Origin of the sequence: Mycobacterium paraense (assembly GCF_002101815.1) — a bacterium.
GTDB lineage: Bacteria > Actinomycetota > Actinomycetes > Mycobacteriales > Mycobacteriaceae > Mycobacterium > Mycobacterium paraense.
This window is the reverse complement of the sequence record NZ_LQPM01000019.1, coordinates 72964-86922: the sequence shown is the minus strand read 5'-3', so window position 1 is coordinate 86922 and position 13959 is coordinate 72964. Positions and strand designations below refer to the sequence as shown.

At 68.4% G+C, this 13959-nt stretch carries 13 protein-coding genes, 1 tRNA gene and 1 pseudogene; 4 read left to right on the top strand and 11 right to left on the bottom strand.

Features of this window, described 5'->3' with window-relative positions; genetic code table 11:
• Positions 1–266: pseudogene (locus AWB89_RS28310) on the top strand (PE family protein); the annotation flags it as partial.
• Positions 267–406: 140 nt separating this feature from the next.
• On the opposite strand, the gene AWB89_RS16445 reads toward AWB89_RS28310, so the two are convergent.
• The 11 genes from AWB89_RS16445 to AWB89_RS16395 all read right to left on the bottom strand — a co-directional run bounded on the left by AWB89_RS16445 (position 407) and on the right by AWB89_RS16395 (position 10649).
• Positions 407–1594, bottom strand: coding sequence for an IS481 family transposase (locus AWB89_RS16445; RefSeq protein ID WP_085175081.1), 1188 nt, complete (start codon positions 1592–1594; stop codon positions 407–409).
• Positions 1595–1708: 114 nt separating this feature from the next.
• Positions 1709–1781, bottom strand: a tRNA-Arg gene (locus tag AWB89_RS16440).
• Positions 1782–1883: 102 nt separating this feature from the next.
• Positions 1884–2105 (bottom strand): hypothetical protein, encoded by a 222-nt coding sequence (locus AWB89_RS16435; RefSeq protein WP_085175079.1) that lies wholly within the window; start codon positions 2103–2105, stop codon positions 1884–1886.
• 53 nt (positions 2106–2158) lie between these two features.
• Positions 2159–2983, bottom strand: a complete 825-nt coding sequence (locus tag AWB89_RS16430) for an LLM class F420-dependent oxidoreductase (protein WP_085175077.1) — start codon at positions 2981–2983, stop codon at positions 2159–2161.
• Between the two features lie 21 nt (positions 2984–3004).
• Positions 3005–4060 (bottom strand): poly-gamma-glutamate hydrolase family protein, encoded by a 1056-nt coding sequence (locus tag AWB89_RS16425; protein ID WP_085175076.1) that lies wholly within the window; start codon positions 4058–4060, stop codon positions 3005–3007.
• A gap of 8 nt (positions 4061–4068) precedes the next feature.
• A complete protein-coding gene (locus AWB89_RS28020; RefSeq protein WP_241520516.1) occupies positions 4069–5529 on the bottom strand; it encodes an RNA polymerase sigma factor in 1461 nt (486 codons plus the stop codon).
• A gap of 157 nt (positions 5530–5686) precedes the next feature.
• Positions 5687–6424 (bottom strand): hypothetical protein, encoded by a 738-nt coding sequence (locus AWB89_RS16415; RefSeq protein WP_085098816.1) that lies wholly within the window; start codon positions 6422–6424, stop codon positions 5687–5689.
• A 221-nt stretch (positions 6425–6645) separates the two neighbouring features.
• Positions 6646–7902, bottom strand: coding sequence for an Nramp family divalent metal transporter (locus tag AWB89_RS16410; RefSeq protein ID WP_241520517.1), 1257 nt, complete (start codon positions 7900–7902; stop codon positions 6646–6648).
• Between the two features lie 64 nt (positions 7903–7966).
• Positions 7967–8680, bottom strand: a complete 714-nt coding sequence (locus AWB89_RS16405; protein ID WP_085098822.1) for an SDR family oxidoreductase — start codon at positions 8678–8680, stop codon at positions 7967–7969.
• A gap of 75 nt (positions 8681–8755) precedes the next feature.
• Entirely contained in the window at positions 8756–9832 is a 1077-nt protein-coding gene (locus AWB89_RS16400) for an NAD(P)H-dependent amine dehydrogenase family protein (protein WP_085175071.1), read from the bottom strand.
• A gap of 25 nt (positions 9833–9857) precedes the next feature.
• Entirely contained in the window at positions 9858–10649 is a 792-nt protein-coding gene (locus AWB89_RS16395) for an SDR family oxidoreductase (RefSeq protein WP_085175070.1), read from the bottom strand.
• 281 nt (positions 10650–10930) lie between these two features.
• Between AWB89_RS16395 and pstS the strand changes: the two genes are divergently transcribed.
• The 3 genes from pstS to pstA are packed head-to-tail and all read left to right on the top strand — an operon-like array spanning position 10931 to position 13958.
• Complete coding sequence (pstS, locus tag AWB89_RS16390; protein WP_085175068.1) at positions 10931–12055, top strand: phosphate ABC transporter substrate-binding protein PstS; 1125 nt, start codon at positions 10931–10933, stop codon at positions 12053–12055.
• A gap of 11 nt (positions 12056–12066) precedes the next feature.
• Complete coding sequence (pstC, locus tag AWB89_RS16385; protein ID WP_085175066.1) at positions 12067–13059, top strand: phosphate ABC transporter permease subunit PstC; 993 nt, start codon at positions 12067–12069, stop codon at positions 13057–13059.
• Positions 13056–13958 (top strand): phosphate ABC transporter permease PstA, encoded by a 903-nt coding sequence (pstA, locus tag AWB89_RS16380; RefSeq protein ID WP_085098837.1) that lies wholly within the window; start codon positions 13056–13058, stop codon positions 13956–13958. The genes pstC and pstA overlap by 4 nt, the downstream gene beginning before the upstream one ends.
• Position 13959: the final 1 nt, after the last annotated feature.

Below are 13959 nucleotides of genomic sequence, written 5' to 3'. Positions count from 1 at the left end.
GAGGGGGTACCGCCGGCGGGGCAGGCGGGAGCGGCGGCGCCGGCGGCGGCGCTGTTGTTGCCGCCAACAACCTCACCGTCGGCGGTGGGCCTGGCGGCACCGCCGGCAACCCCGGCGACTTCGGCGGCCTCGTTGGCATCAACAATGGCCTTGCCAGTCCCGGCCTCGGCGGTGGCGCCGGCATTGGCGGCGGCGGGGGAGGCGGCGGCGCCGTCAGCGTGGGCGGCGTGGTCGACGGTGGCAACGGCGGCACCGGCGGCAGCTAGCACCAACTCATCGGTGCGGCGGCGGCGGGCTGGTTGCGTCCCAGGTCAGTCGGGGTCCCCGTCAGTCGGTGCCCCTGTTCAGAGTCGGTTGATGGGTGACATTTCTGTTTCGGTTGATCCTTGACACTTGTTGTTGGGTCTTAGCTCCCGGCGCTGGTGCGCAGGGCCCGTTTGTTTCGTACCTCGCCGGTGGTGCGGCGGGCGGCGGTTTTGACCAAGTTTTCGCCGACCCAGAACCGCAGCAGCTGCCCGTCGACGTGGACATCGCAGCGCTGACCGGCGTAGTAGCGGCCGATGCTGACTTGTTGCCAGGCCACACAGACCACCCCGTTGGTGGTGACCCGACGACTCACCCAGTCATCTCCGCCGCGCTCGGTGCATGTGCTTGTCGATGTCGACGGGGCTAAGGCTGGCGCGCCGGCGCCGAAGCGTTGCGCCGGAGTCGCCATCTTTAACGCCTGGTGCGGTCGGTTGGAGTTGTAGTCACCCACCCACTCATCTAGGGCCCGCTGGGCTGTCTTCAAATTCGTGAAAGGTGCCGCACCGCTGAGGAATTCCGCGCGCAGACTGCGATGAAACCGCTCAATCTTGCCCGTCGTCGTCGGCGAACGCGGCTGGGTCAGCAAGTGTTCAATGCCGTTTTCGCGGCAGATCGCATCAAAGAGCACCTCCACCGGCGGATGACAAAACCGGCCGGTGAACACCTTGCCGTTATCGGTCAAGATCTGCTCAGGAACCCCGTAGCGTGCCAGCGCATCACGCAACCCTTCGCAGACCGCGCGGGTGCGCTCTCGAGCCATCAACCGCGCACACACGCACATCCGTGAATGATCGTCAATGCCGGTCAACGCCTTGGCCGAAGTCCCATCGGCCAACGGGAACCCGCCCACAATGTCCATTTGCCACAACTCCATCGGCGCCCCACGCTCCCAGCGCTTCCACTTACGCGAACGCCGATCCCGCACACTCGGGTCGATCAACCCGGCCCGCAACAACGCCCGATACACCGCCGAGGACGACGGCACCGGGGACACCTTGCGCTTGGCCAACTCGAAGACCAGCCGCCGCGGGCCCCAATACGGACGCGACCGCCGCAACTCCAACACCGCAGCCTCCACCGCCGCCGGCATCTGGTGCGGACAAACCACCGGCCGATGCGACCGGTCCACCAACCCATCCAGGCCCTCGGCCTCATAACGGGCCAGCCACCGGTGCAGCGTCTGACGAGCCACCCCGGTCTTTTCCGCGGCTTGGGACACCGTCAACCCGTCACCAATCACCGCCATTACGGCCTGATACCGCTGCTCAGCCACGCTCAACTCCCTCATTCCAGGAGTGTCGCGGATCAACCGAAACCACTGTCACGCATCAGCCGAAACACTGTCACCCATCAGCCGAAGACAAACTGTCACGCATCAGCCGAGGTCATACACGTCAGTCGGTGCCCCCGGCAGGATTCGAACCTGCGACACCGGCTTTAGGAGAGCCGTGCTCTATCCCCTGAGCTACGAGGGCGAGGAACGTCTTCGGATATTGACAAACCTCACGGGGCGGCGGTGTGAGTCTAGCGGGCGCGGCCAACGCCATGCGACGCGTCGGCGCCAGGGTCGGCGGCGGTCACTGCCATCTGAGATCTTGGTCGAGCGGTTGGGCCGGTTCGTCTTGCTCACCGGCGGGACGGGTGTCGATCGTGACCTCTTGCCAGTACGCCGGGCTGTAGAGGTGAATGTCCTTACCGCTGCTGACCTTTAGCACGCCGCCATCGAGCACTTCATAGGTCGCGCCATCCGGATATTCGTCGTCGTCATCGTGGCCGTCAATCTGGATCCACATCTTCATGGTGAAAGCCTCCGCATCGGTTGCCCGGGAAGGGATCTCGCAGCCCGGAAAGGTCAGCGCAGCTCCGCGATCACCTTCGCGAAGGCGTCCAGGTTGTTGTCCTGCACGGTGAAGCACGTCAGCCCGTACTTGTCGCGCAGCGCGGACAACGTGTCGGCCATCTCGCGCGGTGACCCGCTGAGCACCGACGGCATGGACAGCAATTGCTCGTCGGACAGGTCCGGCGCGTACTGCCGCGTCATTCTCAGGTCGGGCGCGGACTCGCCTTCGCGCGGCATCGCCGTGATCACCATGTTGAGCTCCAGCGCGTCGAACCGGTCACCCGCGGCCTTGCGCACGAACTCGATGCGCTCGGCGAGCGGGTCGTCCACGTCCCGCACCCGAGCCCCGGTCAGCCCGATGATGTCGGCCTGTGTCGCGGCGATCGTCAGCACCCGATCGCCGTTGCCGGCGATGAGGATCGGCGTCGACGGCTGATGCTGCTTGAGGTAGCTCGTCATGTGTTCGAGGTAGTCGACCCGGGCCCCGGCACTGGGGTAGGGGATCTCGGCCGCCTCGAATTCCTCTTTGACATACCCGGTCCCGAGGCCGATCTCCAGGCGGCCGTCGCTGAGCAGGTCGAGGGCCTGGAGGTCCCGGCTGAGCAGGGCGGGCTTATAGAACCCGGCGTTGAGCACATACATGCTCAGGCGGATCCGGCTGGTCACCATCGCGACCGCCGTCAGCGTCGGCGATGGCGCGGCCGCGCCCAGATGGTCGGGCACGCAGAGGATGTCGTAGCCGAGATCCTCGGCTCGTTTCACCTTGTCGACCAGTGCCGCACGCGACTTGAAGAATCGCATGCTCAGCCCGAAGCGAAAATCCTTGGCCACCAACAACCTCCGATCGACAGATAACACTTACCAGGAACGCGCCGCGGCCGCCAGGCCCGCCACCAGGGCGGTGGTGACCGGCGACAGGCCGTCGGCGCCGGGCAGCGGGCTACGCGGCCCAAGGCCCCTGACCCGGGGCGACAGCTCGAGCTGCGTCCCGCCGTCGCGCACCCGGTTCACCGGGTTGTCCGGGTGCAGGCCCCGCAGTTCCGGCGGGATGTCGTCGATGGCGGTGACGACCTGGTAGCCGGGCAGCCGGACGTGCCGGGCCAGGTGCGCCGCCAGGGCGCGGTTGCGACCACCGGCGAGCAGCTGGGTGCCGCGCCCGATGCGCCCGTAGCCGTGCAGCGAGACGGCGACGTCGACATGGTCGAGAAACTCGGCCAGCCGCGGCGACTCGTCCGGGTCATAGCGGGCCGACGGGAGGTGGTGCGGGTAGCGGTGGGGATGGCGCAGCAGGTACACCGACGCCTCGGCGGCCTCGGCGGCCCGTTCGGCGATGACGTCGGTCATCTGTTCCAGGCCGCCGCCGTGGATGGCGAGAAAGCCGAACCGCGACCGCAGCCGGCTCTCCTCGGTCACCCCGGGTTCGCGGAGCAGCGCGGAGAGCGATTGCGGCGCAGTGGTTTTCGCGGGGATCGGGCGCGGCCAGCGGGCGGGATCCCACCGCCGCAGGAAGTCGACCCAGCGCTGCGGCAAGCCGTGGTGGACGGCGCCGTCGATGACCCTGGGCAGATATCCCGGTCGGGGCGGGCCCGGATTCACCCGGTGGTCGATGTAGACCCAGGCCGGCGACGGCCCGTCGCAGGTGTGGACGGTCAGCCGGTCGCGCCGGTAGCGCACCGGCACGCCCTCGGCGCTGTCCAATGCCGCGAGGTCCTCATCGGAGATCAGCCAGAGCACCCCGTGCACCTGCGCGCCGGCGAAAGGCTCGACGGTGGCTACGCCGCGCTGGTTGATCAGCCAGTCGTGATCCGCCAGCACCGCCGGCAGGGGATCGGTCGCGTCCGGGCAGCGCAGCGCCATCTGCCTGACGCACAGATTCGACCCGTAGGCGAAATAGGGGTGCCGGCGGGCCGGCATCTAGGCCGTCACCGCCCGGGCGCTGAGATGTTCGGCCAAGCTAACTCCCGCGTGCCTCTCCACGGACGACGACGTTCCCATCCTGCCGTACCGGCTTGGCCGCGCGCTACGGACCGGTCACCTGAGGATCGGGGCTGGCGCGCTCGACGGCGGTGGTGGCGGCGGGACTGGCCGCGGCGGGGGGTACGGCCGACTTGGGGCGGCCGGCGGCGCGGACGGGGCGGGCGCGGACGGGGGCGGCGCTTTCGGCGGGGACGGCGGCGGATACCTCGGCGGCGACGGATGCACGCCCGAGGGCGGCGGCGGCAATAGACCGGCGGCGCAGGGAGATTCGCGGGGGGAGCCGGTGCGATTTGGTTCGCGGCCGGCGGTGACGCCGGTTTCATGGGAGCGGGTGCGATGCGGCTCAACTCGGTCGGCGTGATGGCCGTCTTGTGCTGGTACAGGAAGATGTACATCAGCCCCAGCGAGGCCAGGAAGGCGGCGGCGAACAGCGCGATCCACGGCACGACCCGCCGCACTCGCCCTTGTTGGGCGGCCTCCACATAGTCGCCGTCCTGGTCCGCGGCCACGGCCGCCGAGGGGACCGTCGGCGGGTAGCCGCCGTCGTCGGACCCGGGGTGGTCGCTGCGGCCGCCGTCGGTGCCGAGGTCGCTGTCGGCGGAGGTCAGCTGAATCCGGCCCAGGGTCTGATCGCGCAGCCAGGCGGGCGCGGGGATGATCACCGGCGCCGCACCCAGCAGGGCGACCGGGTTGACCAGGCGGCGCCGTTCTTCGTCGCAAACGGAGCACGATTCGATGTGGCGGGTGATGCGTTTGCGCATCAGCACGCTGAAGCGACCGTCCCAGCCGGCCAGGATGGTGCCCAGCTCGGCGCACTTGTCGGCCGTGTGTTGTGCGCGGCGCGCGACCAGCAGCGCACCCAGCGAAGTCTCGATGGTGGTCCGCAGGCGCGACACCATCTTGTTGGCGGTGCCGGGGCTGACCTCCAGCGCGTTGGCCAGCTCGGGCCCGTCCAAGCCATGCCGATAGGCCAGCTCCAGAACCATGCGGTCGCGGTCGCCGAGCCCACCGGCTGCCTCGGCGATGAGGTTGGCCAGCTCGTTGCGCGCGGCCAGCGTCTCCGGTCCCGCATCACCCGACGCCGCGTCGGGCAGCTCGTCGGAGACCTGCTCGCGGCGGCGGTTTTTGATGCAGCGCAGCGCCTCGTTGCGGGCAATGGCATACAACCAGGGGCGCAGCCGGTCGGCCTCGCGCAGCTTGGACAGCTGGGTCGCGGCGACGCAGAAGACGTCCTGTACGCAGTCGGCGGCGGCGTCGCGATCGCGCACCATGCCGATGCAGAAGTCGTGCAGCCGGTCGGCGTAACGGTCGTAGATCATGGCAAACGCGTGTCGATCGCCCGTCGCGGCCGCGCGGGCCAACTCCGCGTCGCTGACGATGTCCCAGTTGGATAGTGCGCTCGTCACGTCGCTTTCCCAGCCGATGAGGCGTCGGTGCCCCTCGCAGAACCGGCGCTGCGAATAAGTGTGCGCGCACAGCGGTCAAATAGCACGAGAAATTCCAGCTCCGTGGTCGATGCGTGGGAGGACAGCAGCGACACCAGCCTCATCCAGGCCCGCGACCTCATTTGCAGACTCCTTGCACGAGGTGATGCGGCGGCAGGCACAGCGACGGCGGCGGCGGGGGCGGCGGCAGCTTCGGGGGAGCCGGCAGCGGCGGCAGCTTCGGAGGCGCGGGCAACGGCGGCAGCGAAGGCGGGGGCGGTAGCTGCGGCGGCGGCACCGGCACCGGGACCCAGACGGCGGGCGGCGGCGGGACGTTCACCACGACGACCGGGCCCGGAGGCGCGGCGGGCGGCGGCGTCCCCGGGTCGGCCGCAGGCGCCGGATTGTCGGGCGGGGGCGCGACCACCGGCGCGGGGGCCGGGCCTTGCGGCGCGGGTTCGGGCAGCGCGACGACGGGGGCCGGCCCGTTGTCGGGCGGGGGTGTCACCGGGGCCGCAACGGCGGCGGCCGGAACCGGGGCCAGCGCCGCGAACGTCGAAGCCGCGGCGGGGGCGGCAGCGGAACCCGGGGTCACGGCCACGGCCTGCGGTCGGGGCGAGCTGGAGAACAGGGCGATGCCGAGGGCGGTGCCGGCGCCGATCACGCCGATCAGGCCCGCGGCCACCAGCACCTTGTCGATGGACTTCGCGCTTTTCGCCGGGGTGATCGATTCGGCCGGAAACTCGTGGCCGTGCGGGAGGTCCTCGGAGTCACGGGTCGGGTCACCGAGCGGGCTCGAGGCCCAGGCGTAGGCCGAGGTGGGGTCGTCGCCGCGCGGGGCCACGGCCGTCCGGTCCAGGTCACGTGGGGTGTTCATCGGGTGCTCCTTTGGCGCTGGTCGCGGCCCGGGTTGGGTCGCTGTCGTAGGTAGGAGGACCTACCGGGCCGGAGTCGGACACTTTTTTGAAGGCCTTTTTCGGCAGAGCGCCCGTGCTGGGCATGGATAGGTTCGCGCGCGCCGCTTGTCAGGTCTTCGCGAAGTTCTTGCGAGTTTCTTGCGGTCGGGCGACCGCGATCACCAAGCCGTGCGGCGCCGGATCAGCCGGTGACGGTCAGCCAGATCAGCACCAGGTTGAGCAGGCTGACGGTGACGGCGACCGCCCAGCCGATCGCGGTGGTGACGGGATGGTTGGCGTCGCTACCCATCAACTCGCGGTTGCTGGTCAGTCTGACCAGCGGAAGCACCGCGAACGGAATGCCGAAGGACAGCACGACCTGGGACAACACCAGCGCCCGGGTCGGGTCGAAACCGAGCGCCAGGATCGCCACCGCCGGGCACAGCGTCAGCAGCCGGCGCACCAGCATGGGGATCGACCGGTGGAGCAGCCCCTGCATGATCATGGCGCCGGCGTAGGCGCCCACCGACGACGACGCCAAGCCGGAGGCCAGCAGCCCGACCGCGAACAGCACCGCGATCAGCGGCCCCAACGTGTCGTGGACCGCGGTGTAGGCGCCCTCGATGGATGCGGTTTCTTGGCGGCCCTGCAGGTTGATGGCGGCGACCAGCAGCATGGCCGCGTTCACCGTGCCGGCGACGGCCATCGCCAGCACAACGTCCACGCGAGTCACGCGCAGCAGCCAGTGTCGGTCGCGGCCGGCCTCGGGATGCCCGTGCCGGTCCAGGACGAGGCCGGAATGCAGGTAGACGGCGTGCGGCATCACGGTGGCGCCCAGAATGGCGGCGGCCAGCAGCACGCTCTCGCTGCCGTGGAAGCGCGGCACCAACCCCCCGACCACGGCATCCGGCGGCGGGGTCGAGACGAAAAAGCTGGCGGCGAAGCCGACCGCGATGACGAGCAGCAGGCCCGTGATGACGCGCTCGAAAAGGATCTGGCCGCGACGGTCCCTGATCGCCAGGAGCAGCAGCGAGATCACTCCGGTGATGATCCCGCCGAGCGGCAGCGGCAGGCCGAACAGGATGCGCAGGGCGATCGCCCCGCCGATCACTTCGGCGACATCGGTTGCCATGGCCGTGATTTCGGCCTGGCCCCAGAAGGTCAGCCGCACGGGACGGGTCATCCCCTTGCCGATGGCCGCGGGCAACGACCGTCCCGTCACCAGCCCGAGCTTCGCGGACAGGTATTGCACCAGGCCCGCGACCACGTTGGCCGCGACAATGACCCACAGCAGCAGGTAGCCGAACTGGGTGCCGGCGCTGACGTTGGCGGCGACGTTTCCCGGGTCGACGTACGCGATCGCGGCGACGAACGCCGGCCCGAGCAGGTACCAGCTCGATCGGAGCGATGACTGGGTGCCTTCCGCCAACCTGTCGACCCTCGATCCATGTCCCCGAATAAAAAAGTGAGGTTATCCGAACTGGCGGGCCGCAATCCATTCGCGGGTCACCTGGATCGCGGCACTACGCGGCGGGGATGCTGCCTCCGCCGTCGACGCGGACGATCTGGCCCGTCATGTAGCCGGCGTCGTCGTGCAGCAGCATCGCGATCACGTGGGCGATTTCGGCGGGCCTGCCGACTCGTTGCAGCGGAATCGCCGCGAGCAGCCGGCCCTCGCGTTCCGATCCGGCCGGGCTGCGCTCACGGAACATCTCGGTTTCTATCGGCCCGGGCGACACGGCGTTCACGGTGATCCCGGTCGACGCCAGCTCACCGGCCCAGATGCGCGTGCAGGTTTCGAGCGCGGCCTTCGCGGCGGCGTAGGGAGTTCGCTCCGCGACGCCGAGCGTCGTCAGGCTCGTGACGTTGACGATGCGACCCCACCGAGCGTCGATCATGCCCGGCAGCACCGCCTGCACCACCTGGACCGCGGTGCGCACGTTCATGTCATAGGTGCTGAAAAGATCGTCGAGATCGATCGAGCCGATATGGCCGAACCGGGCGAAGCCGACGTTGTTGACCACCGCGTCGACGGGGCCGTCGCCGACGATCTTGTCCAGGGTGGCCGCCGTGGCGGCCCTGTCGGCCAAGTCGACCTCATGGAAGCGTCCGGGGAAGTCCGGCGGGGCGGTGCGGGCGAGCCCGATCACGTCGTATCCGCCGGCGGCAAGGCGGTCGGCGACCGCGCGGCCGATACCCTTCGACGCCCCGGTGACCAGAACCCGCCGCTTCGACATCGCTCTTCCCTTCGCGCCGGCACGTGTGATGGATAGCTCAACGCCGAAACGGGCGACTTCATGCCGTGCCGAACCTCACCCCGGGACGTACAGTCCCCGCCCGGTGACCAGGGGCAGGTCGAGCGTGGTCACGATGCCGGGCGGGGCGGCCACCACGGCGGGAATCGCGTTGACGACCCGCATCGCGGTGGCGACCAGCCCGGCGTGATTGTGGTCGCCCAGCCGGCTGCTCAGGCAGACGTCCATGGCGTACGACGGCTCGCCGGTGATCTCGATGCGGTAGGAGCCGCCGGGCTGGGCGGGTTGCGGCCACTCGGGGCACAGATCCTCGCGCAACCGGGTGACGTGCTCCAGGACGACGACGGGATCGCCGTTGACCATTCCGAACACCTCGAACCGCAGCGCCGCGGCGGTGCCCTTGGCGATGTGACCCGACGCGATGTCGAAGTCCTCGGGTGCCGGCACGCGCACGTACTCCTCGGCGACGTTGTCGAGCTCGATGCCCAGGCCCGCCGCCAGTTGCCGCACCACCGATCCCCACGCCAGGCTCAGCACGCCGGTCTGCAGCAGCATCGGGATATCGTCGAGCGGCTTACCGAACCCCATCACGTCGAACATGACGACGGCGCTGTCGTAGGTGGCGTAGTCGACGATCTCCATGCATCGGATCTGCTGGATGTTCTGACAGGTGCCGGCCAACGCCAACGGAAGCAGGTCGTTGGCGAACCCCGGGTCGATGCCGTTGACGTACACGCTCGAATTGCCTTCTCGCGCCGCATCTTCCAGCGGGGCGATGAGCTCTTCGGGGATCACGTTCCACGGGTACTGCAGAAAGACCGGGCCGCTGCCGACGATGTTGATCCCGGCCGCGAGGACCCGCCGGTAATCTTCCAGCGCCTCGGGCAGCCGGTTGTCGGCGAGCGCGTTGTAGACGGCGCACTGGGGGCCGGTCGCCAGCACGGCGTCCAGGTCAGTGGTGGCGATCACCCCGGTGGACTCCGGAAGCCCGGCCAGCTCCGCCGCGTCCTTGCCGGCCTTGGCGTCCGAGGAGACCCACACGCCGGTGAGTTCGAACTGCGGGTTGGTGATGAGCGCTTTGAGCGCGTGGACGCCGACGTTGCCGGTGCCCAACTGAACGACGGGGATGGCCATGGCGCGCTCCTTCAGCGGTCGGGGTTCACAGGTCCGGGACGGGGATGTCGAGGTTCGGGAAGGTGAGACCGCCGTCGACCTCCAGCGTCTTGCCGGTCAAAAAGCTGCCGGCGGGTGACGCCAAATACACTGCGGCGGCGGCGATGTCGACGGGGTCGCCGAGGCGGCGCATCGGCGTCACCTTCTCCATCGGTGCGCGCAGCTCCTCGTTGGAGGCCACCACGTCCAGCGCCGACGTCAGGATCGAACCCGGCGCGATGGCGTTGACTCGGATGCGTGGGCACAGGTCCAGCGCGGCGAGCCGGGTGTAGTGCGACAGCGCCGCTTTGGCGGTGCCGTAGGCGGCGAAACCGCGCCCGGCCAGCCGGCCCATGGTGGAGGTGATGTTGATGATGCTGCCGCCGCCGGAGTGCTCCAGCATCAACGGCACCGCCGCGACGGTGAGCGCGTGGGCGGTTGCCACGTTGAAGGTGAACGCCTCCTTGAGGTCCTTGGTCGAGGTGGTCAGCAGGGTGTTGGGCATCGTCCCGCCGACATTGTTGACGACGATGTCTAGTTTTCCGAAGGCATCGACGGCCTGGGCGGCCAGTTCCGCGGTGGACTCGGGGTGGGCCAGGTCGGCGGCGACGGCGTGGGCGCGGCGGCCGGTCGCGCGGACCTCTTCGGCGACGGCGTCTAGTTGGGATTGGGTGCGCGACGCGATCAGAACATCGGCGCCTGCCTCGGCGAAAGCCAGCGCGATGGCGGCACCGAGGCCACGCCCGCCACCGGTGATGACGGCGACTTTGTCGTCCAGACGGAACCTGTCAAGGATCATTGCGGCCTCTCTATTCGAGTCGTCGGCGACACGGTAACAAAACCCGCCAACTCCCATTCCGGCATTTCTGAAACAGGTTCTAGTTTGTCATACGGGCGTCCGGATGCAATGGCCGCGACGGCGGCAATTGCATGCCCGTTCACCTGGTGCTGAACGCCGGACAGAATTCTCCGAACGTTAACCTTGTTACTGTTAGCTACATGGCTGCGTGTGAAGGCTGGTTGCCGAGCCGCGGCCTCCCGGCGGCGGCGACGTTTCATCCCTACTGTTAAGGAAGAGAATTGAAACTGAACCGATTTGGTGCCGCGGTGGGTGTGCTGGCTTGCGCCGCACTGGTGGCGTCCGGGTGTGGCAATGACAACAACAACGCGAGCGGTGGCGGCGCTTCGACAAGCGCGTCGGGTGCGTCGACGGGCAACGTGAGCTGCGGAGGGAAGAAGACGCTGAAGGCCAGCGGCTCCACCGCCCAGGCCAACGCGATGACCCGATTCGTCAATGCGTTCGAACAGGCCTGCCCCGGCCAGACCCTGAACTACACCGCCAACGGCTCCGGTGCCGGAATCAGCGAATTCAACGGCAACCAAACCGATTTCGGCGGGTCCGACTCCCCGTTGGCCCCCAACGAATACACCGCGGCCCAGCAGCGCTGCGGCTCGCCGGCCTGGAACCTGCCGGTGGTGTTCGGTCCGATCGCGATCACCTACAACGTCAAGGGCGTCAGCTCGCTGAACCTGGACGGCCCGACCGCGGCGAGGATCTTCAACGGCGCCATCACCACCTGGAACGATCCGGCGATCGCGGGCCTCAACGGCGGCACCACCCTGCCGGCCGAGCCGATTCACGTCGTCTTCCGTAACGACCAGTCCGGGACCACCGACAACTTCCAGCACTACCTCGATGCGGCCTCCAACGGTCAGTGGGGCAAGGGCGCGGGCAAGACGTTCAACGGCGGTGTCGGTGAGGGCGCCAAGGGCAACGACGGCACCTCGGCCGCGATCAAGGCCACCGAGGGATCGATCACCTACAACGAATGGTCGTTCGCCAAGGCCCAGAACCTGAACATGGCCAAGGTCGTCACCTCGGCCGGCCCCGACGCGGTCGCCATCAGCGCCGACTCCGTGGGCAAGACGATCTCCGGTGCCACGGTCAAGGGCCAGGGCAACGACCTGGTGCTCGACACCAACTCGTTCTACAAGCCGACGCAGCCGGGCTCGTACCCGATCGTGCTGGCGACCTATGAGATCGTCTGCTCGAAGTACCCCGACTCGCAGGTCGGCACGGCGGTGAAGGCGTTCCTGCAGAGCACCATCGGGGCGGGCCAGAACGGCTTGGCGGACAACGGATACATCCCGATTCCGGACTCCTTCAAGTCGAAGTTGTCGACCGCGGTCAACGCAATCGCGTGATCCGAGGTGTCATGACTCGCGGAGCGATCGCCACCTCCTCGACGGGGGCTCAGCCTGCGCTGAAGGTGACCGACCCGCACAAGGCGCACCGCGGCGACCGACTGTTCAAGTTGGTCGCCGCGGCGGCCGGGTCAACGATCGTCATCGCGATCGGGCTGATCGCGGTGTTCCTGTTGGTCCGCGCCGTCCCGGCGTTGCGCGCGAACCACGCGAATTTCTTCACCAGCGCCGAATTCAACACGACCAAGGCCAACCATCTGGCGTTCGGTATCCGCGACCTGTTCATGGTCACGGTGCTCAGTTCGTTGAGCGCCCTGGTGGTGGCGGTGCCGATCGCCATCGGGATCGCCGTATTTCTCACCCAATACGCCCCCAAACGGCTCGCACGACCGTTCGGCGCGATGGTTGATCTGCTGGCCGCGGTGCCGTCGATCATTTTCGGGTTGTGGGGAATCTTCGTGCTGGCGCCCAAACTCGAACCCATCGCGGAATTCCTCAACCGCAACCTCGGCTGGTTCTTTTTGTTCAAGCAGGGCAACGTTTCCCTGGCCGGCGGCGGCACCATATTCACCGCCGGCATCGTGCTGTCGGTGATGATCCTGCCGATCATCACCTCGGTATCGCGGGAGGTGTTCCGCCAGACCCCACCCATTCAGATGGAAGCGGCGCAGGCCTTGGGCGCCACCAAGTGGGAGGTGGTGCGGATGACCGTGCTGCCGTTCGGCCGCAGCGGTGTCATCGCGGCGTCGATGCTGGGGTTGGGCCGAGCCCTGGGTGAGACTGTGGCGGTGCTGATCATCCTGCGGTCGGCCGCCCGGGCCGGCAACTGGTCGCTGTTCGACGGCGGCTACACGTTCGCCTCCAAGATCGCTTCCGCGGCAGCGGAATTCAGCGAACCGCTGCCCACCGGGGCCTACATCTCCGCCGGCTTCGCGCTGTTCGTCCTGACGTTCATCGTCAACGCGACCGCCCGTGCGATCGCGGGCGGGAAGGTCAACGGATGACGATCGACGCGCTCGACCTGCCGGTCAAACCCGACGTCTTCAGCCCCCTGAGCCTGCGGCGGCGGATCACCAACAACGCCGCGACGACGTTCTTCGTCGCGTCGTTCATCGCGGCCCTGGTGCCGCTGGTCTGGGTGCTGGGCGTGGTGGTCGCGCGGGGCTGGTACGCCGTCACCCGGTCGGGCTGGTGGACCCACTCGCTGCGTGGCGTGCTGCCGGAGCAGTTTGCCGGCGGCGTCTACCACGCGCTGTACGGGACGGTGGTGCAGGCCGGCGTCGCCGGGCTGCTGTCCGTGCCGCTGGGGCTGATGACCGCGGTGTTCCTGGTCGAATACGGCTCCGGGCGGCTGGTGCGGGTGACGACGTTCATGGTCGACGTGCTCGCCGGGGTGCCCTCGATCGTGGCCGCGCTGTTCATCTTCAGCCTGTGGATCGCCACCCTGGGTTTCCAGCAGAGCGCGTTCGCCGTGTCGCTGGCCCTGGTGTTGCTGATGTTGCCGGTGGTGGTGCGGTCCACCGAGGAGATGCTCCGGTTGGTGCCCGACGACCTGCGGGAGGCCAGTTACGCGCTGGGCGTTCCCAAATGGAAGACCATCGTGCGGATCGTCATCCCGATCGCGATGCCGGGCATCGTGTCCGGCGTCTTGTTGTCCGTCGCGCGCGTCATCGGCGAAACCGCACCGGTGCTGGTGCTGGTCGGCTACAGCCGCTCCATCAACTTGGACATGTTCCACGGCAACATGGCGTCGCTGCCGTTGCTGATCTACACCGAGCTGACCAACCCGGAACACGCCGGATTCCTGCGGATCTGGGGCGCGGCGCTGAGCCTGATCATCATCGTGGCGGTGATCAACCTGCTGGCCGCGGCGTTCCGCTTCCTGTCCACGCGGCGGCGCTGAC

What these genes read in the sequence shown, in the direction of transcription:
- AWB89_RS16445 (WP_085175081.1), bottom strand. Translation starts at nt 1,594, where the DNA reads ATGAGGGAGTTGAGCGTGGCTGAGCAGCGGTATCAGGCCGTAATGGCG.
- AWB89_RS16435 (WP_085175079.1), bottom strand. Translation starts at nt 2,105, where the DNA reads ATGAAGATGTGGATCCAGATTGACGGCCACGATGACGACGACGAATAT.
- AWB89_RS16425 (WP_085175076.1), bottom strand. Translation starts at nt 4,060, where the DNA reads ATGCCGGCCCGCCGGCACCCCTATTTCGCCTACGGGTCGAATCTGTGC.
- AWB89_RS16415 (WP_085098816.1), bottom strand. Translation starts at nt 6,424, where the DNA reads ATGAACACCCCACGTGACCTGGACCGGACGGCCGTGGCCCCGCGCGGC.
- AWB89_RS16405 (WP_085098822.1), bottom strand. Translation starts at nt 8,680, where the DNA reads ATGTCGAAGCGGCGGGTTCTGGTCACCGGGGCGTCGAAGGGTATCGGC.
- AWB89_RS16400 (WP_085175071.1), bottom strand. Translation starts at nt 9,832, where the DNA reads ATGGCCATCCCCGTCGTTCAGTTGGGCACCGGCAACGTCGGCGTCCAC.
- AWB89_RS16395 (WP_085175070.1), bottom strand. Translation starts at nt 10,649, where the DNA reads ATGATCCTTGACAGGTTCCGTCTGGACGACAAAGTCGCCGTCATCACC.
- pstC (WP_085175066.1), top strand. Translation starts at nt 12,067, where the DNA reads ATGACTCGCGGAGCGATCGCCACCTCCTCGACGGGGGCTCAGCCTGCG.
- pstA (WP_085098837.1), top strand. Translation starts at nt 13,056, where the DNA reads ATGACGATCGACGCGCTCGACCTGCCGGTCAAACCCGACGTCTTCAGC.